This window comes from Peribacillus sp. 05N428, from assembly GCF_056397085.1.
This window is the reverse complement of the sequence record NZ_JBFTMS010000098.1, coordinates 1-3,346: the sequence shown is the minus strand read 5'-3', so window position 1 is coordinate 3,346 and position 3,346 is coordinate 1. Positions and strand designations below refer to the sequence as shown.

The 3,346-nt window shown below is 34.3% G+C and carries 2 protein-coding genes; both read left to right on the top strand.

What is annotated here, in order from left to right:
- The first annotated feature begins 400 nt into the window (after positions 1 to 400).
- On the top strand, positions 401 to 928 hold the full coding sequence (locus AC1DIV_RS29785) for an RNA polymerase sigma factor (protein ID WP_191929516.1): 528 nt from the start codon (positions 401 to 403) through the stop codon (positions 926 to 928).
- Complete coding sequence (locus AC1DIV_RS29780) at positions 912 to 2,012, top strand: DUF4179 domain-containing protein (RefSeq protein WP_477577942.1); 1,101 nt, start codon at positions 912 to 914, stop codon at positions 2,010 to 2,012. The genes AC1DIV_RS29785 and AC1DIV_RS29780 overlap by 17 nt, the downstream gene beginning before the upstream one ends.
- Positions 2,013 to 3,346: the final 1,334 nt, after the last annotated feature.

Here is a 3,346-nt window from a genome sequence, read left to right as displayed (position 1 = left end):
CAGAGGGGAGTCCCCTCTGCTTTAGAGCATTATCTAAAAGTACACACTGTAATATAAATTGAAACGCCGTATACGCGAACCGTACGTACGGTGTTGTGAGAGGGGCGAAAATAATACATTTATTTTCCCTCTACTCGATTATGCAACTATCGGGGCAGGATAGTTCTATAAGGAATACTAATATTAGATCTAACGAGGAACTTATTTTAAGGAGGAAAACATGAGCTTGGGGCATGATTTTCAACTTATTTCTAAGACAACTGATATAAACGTCAGTTCTATAAAAGAACGAAAAAGTCTCTAATCTAAACTTTTAGAGATTTTTTTAATGTAAAAACACAACTTTTATTTAGTTAATACGTCTAAGTATTGAACATTCAAGAAAAGGAGGGTTGGTAACTTGTCGAAGTACAGAAAAGAAGAAATTGCAGATTGGTATGACCAACATAGTAAATCCATTTTAAGTTTTATTTTATTGATGGTTAAGGATTATCAACAAGCAGAGGATCTGACCCATGATACCTTTGTAAAAGCGTATTTATATCATAATTCATTTAATCAGCATTCCAGTGAAAAAACATGGCTATTCAGTATCGCTCACAATTTAACGGTTGATTTTTTAAGAAAACGCAAACCCAGCAGGTTCTTTAAAGAAGTATTTCTTTTGCAAAAGGACAATAACTCATTGCCTGAAGAAATGATTCAAATAAAAGAGGAATCATTTGAACTATATAAAGCGTTAGGGGAAATCAAAGATACATATCGAAAGGTGATCGTTTTAAGAAAGATCAAAGGTTTTTCTATTGAGGATACGGCAAAGATATTGAGCTGGTCTGAGAGTAAAGTTAAATCGACTCTTTTTAGAGCTATTCCAGCATTGAAAAAACAATTAATAAAGGAGGGGTATTTGGATGAGAAAACAATATGAAGATACTGATTTTGATAGTTCGTTAAAGAAATTAAATTCCGATCTAATGTGGAAAACAATACAAAAACAAGAACTGAAAAACCGAATCTTAACTGATATTGAAAATTTGGAATCCCAAGAGAGAAATAAGCACCCTATCCTATTAACTCGTATCAAAAAAGTAAGTCTGATTCGGAAGTTAGCATACTCTAGTATCGCGCTGATTATATTATTTGGTTTATTTATAAGTTCTGCATTTGTTTCACCAGCAATGGCAAAAGTCGTATCCAAAATTCCTTACTTAGGACAAATTTTTGAAAATAAGAATAATATAGTTCTACTCATATCCGAGGAACTAAGAGCAAAAGGTTACAAAACGACTGGAGTAGGAGTCTCATTTCCGAAAAAGGAAATCGAAATTGCAATTCAGGGTTCAGAAAAGTATTTTGATGATGTTAAAAGTGATGTAGATGATATTACAAAAGATATACTAAAATCTAAGGGTTATGATGCCTATACAGTTAAAGTAAGTAGATATACGGAACGTGTTGATGTTCCTCATAGCGAGGAAGATAAGAAACAGTTTAAGAAGCAAGAAAAACGCAGAAAAATAAATAGGGAAATTCTACTCTCACTTGACAAAGCCAGTGAAAAATATAAGTTGTTAGGAATAGGAATAGTTGCTCAAAAAATAGTAGAAGTTGAAATACCTGATACCGAAAAAAGAACAGATGAGATAGAACAATATGTTCAGAATATAATTCAGCTTAAAACAAATGATCAATACACCGTAAAATTTAAAAAAGTAAACATGAAGAAAAGAGAGCAAGAAGGAAGATGGTCGGCTATCCTTGACATTGTGAGTGAAGATTTATTAGGGAAAAAGGATTACAACGTTAGAATGGTAGGGTATTCCGTTCATCCAGAACCAGAAATCCAAATGTTTATCACTTTATCCCGTTCAGACGAAAATGCGAAAGCTTTTGCACAACAACTTGAAAAAATTATTGACGATTTTCTACAATCCGAACAGATGAAATCAAGAGTTAAAAACGATCCTTACCACATTACAATATTTGATAAAGACGACAAGATAATAAATTAATTGGATAAAGGTAGGACGATATTGAAATAAAGGTATCGTCTTTATCTTTTATATAGTTTAAACCGTCCAGTTCATTTTGTTCGATATTCTCAAGTGTATCAGCTGACTTTTAAACTTCAACAATCGGGCGCTTTTCTTTAATAAGAAGGCGTCTTTTTGTATTGCAGCAGATTCTGGAACAACACATTTTAGGGATTGGATTATGTTGAAGTTTAGAAGAGATTGTGAAGGTTTCTACTTAAACTATAGGGTGCGTTAGCTGAAGATCAGAGCTGTCTTTAAGGCAGCTCTTTCTTATGCAACTATCGGGGCAGGTTTGTTGAAGAAGGAGTACTTTAACTAACCCTAGAATAAATAACAAATTGAATTTTTAATGTAGGCTAACGGGTGCTTGGGAACAAGATGATTGTCACTGCGGCGGTTTTTTTCTTATCCACTAAAGTGCAGTTTAACGCAGCCTCAGGATTAAACTTATGTTCGTTTTGGATTTTAGTCTAATCTCAGTATAAAGAACGCTAACCGAAATGATTAATGTTCTATACATGATAGATGAGAACATGCAGGTGGCGGATATCTGGTGATCACAGTATTCGATTCAAAAAAACGATCTCTGATTATGCGAAAGCACAGACGCTTTTAAAGTAAGACTGAACGATACGATTACGAGGGTCAGCCACAGTGTTTTAATATAGAGTTGGAGTCGGAGGAGAACAATGGAAGTTAACAATATCTCTTAAAGCAACCGAATAATTATTCCATCTTCCGCCGAAAAACCTATATCCATAAACTCTTGATTCCCCGACAGTCGTCAAATAAAACCAGAAATTGTCTCCGTTTCTAAGCCACAAGTACGTAAAACGATACAAACAATTTTGAAGACCCCAGGGACTCAGGGCAGATGGCATTTGTCGTGTATATACCATAATTCGAGGTTCACTCCTTATTGAAATTAGACTTATATCCAAGTTTATGTTCAGGGTCAAAGCTTGGATTGGATGTATGCCTAGTAGCCCACCTAAATTCAAATATGATTGAAGAAGCTTATATGAAATTGTTTAAGGATAGGCAACTATTTTTATTGAGAACGGTATCTCTAATCCAAAGGAAATTATGAACAGTTTAAATAAGCCCTGGAGTTGTTCAACTAAACGGTGCGTTAGCTGAAGATCGGAGCTGTCTTTAAGACAGCTTTTTTGTATGAAAACACAATAGTAAAAAGCCATGCTAAAATAAACCCTCCATATTCTCATTTTTTTGRTGGGGGTAAATGTACTATGTCGTTATTTAACTGGTTATGCAGTTTGTTGTTCAGATGGAGCGATTGTATAGCCTTT

Bases quoted from the DNA above. Each gene is read 5' to 3' on its own strand.
- AC1DIV_RS29780 (WP_477577942.1), top strand. From the start codon at position 912: ATGAGAAAACAATATGAAGATACTGATTTTGATAGTTCGTTAAAGAAA.